The organism is Actinomyces sp. S6-Spd3, from assembly GCF_000758755.1.
Lineage (GTDB): Bacteria > Actinomycetota > Actinomycetes > Actinomycetales > Actinomycetaceae > Pauljensenia.
On the sequence record NZ_JRMV01000105.1, the window covers coordinates 1 to 822 of the forward strand.

2 protein-coding genes are annotated in these 822 nt (G+C 57.8%); both read right to left on the reverse strand.

Annotated features, from left to right (window positions below; all coding sequences use genetic code 11):
- Positions 1–375: 50S ribosomal protein L5 (gene rplE / locus HMPREF1627_RS00640; protein ID WP_034500239.1), on the reverse strand; the 375-nt coding region annotated here is incomplete at its 3' end.
- Positions 372–818 carry a 50S ribosomal protein L24 gene (gene rplX, locus HMPREF1627_RS00645; RefSeq protein ID WP_034500237.1) on the reverse strand — a complete coding sequence of 149 codons (447 nt, stop codon included), beginning with the start codon at positions 816–818 and terminating at the stop codon, positions 372–374. The genes rplX and rplE, both read right to left, overlap by 4 nt.
- Positions 819–822 lie beyond the last annotated feature (4 nt).

Sequence of the window (822 nt, forward strand, 5' to 3'; positions counted from 1 at the left end):
ACCGTCGAACTGCTTCGGGCTTAGACCACGGAAGTCGCGAATACGCGGAAGCGCAAGAGAGATCAGGCGATCCATGAACTCCCACATGCGGTCACCACGCATCGTGACGTGCGTGCCAATAGGCTGACCCTCACGCAGCTTAAACTGCGCGATCGACTTACGAGCCTTGGTAACAGCCGGCTTCTGGCCGGTGATAACGGTCAAGTCGCGAATCGCACCCTCGATAGCCTTCGAGTCACGAGCCGCATCTCCAACACCCATGTTCACGACGACCTTAACCAGGCCACCTACCTCCATGGTGTTAGCGTGCGCGAAGTCCTTCTCCAACTTCGGGCGGACCTCATCAATGTACTTTTGCTTCAAGCGAGGGGTCATGCTCCGATTTCCTTTCCAGGTTCGAGGCCGCGCTTGGTACCACCACGAACCACGCGAATCGGGTTGCGGTTAATACGCTTGCCGTTCTCGTCGCGCTCAACGCGGAAGCCAACACGAACACGCTTCTTCGTATCCGGATCCACAAGAGCCACCTTGGAAATGTGGATCGGAGCCTCAATGTGCTCAATGCCGCCAGTGGTAGCGCCCTGGGCAGACATGCCCTGGCGCGTGTGGCGGGTCTTCACGTTGATGCCCTCAACGAGGACCTTCTGCTCGGCTGGGAACACCTTAATAACGCGTCCCTGCTTGCCCTTATCGCCAGGCGCTAGAGGAGCAAGCCCCTCGGCCTCGCGGCGCTTGTTGCGCTCATCAATCTTCTTCTGATCGCTCGAGCGACCAGAGATGACCTCTACCAGGTCACCCTTCTTAATTTTTGCTGCCATCAGA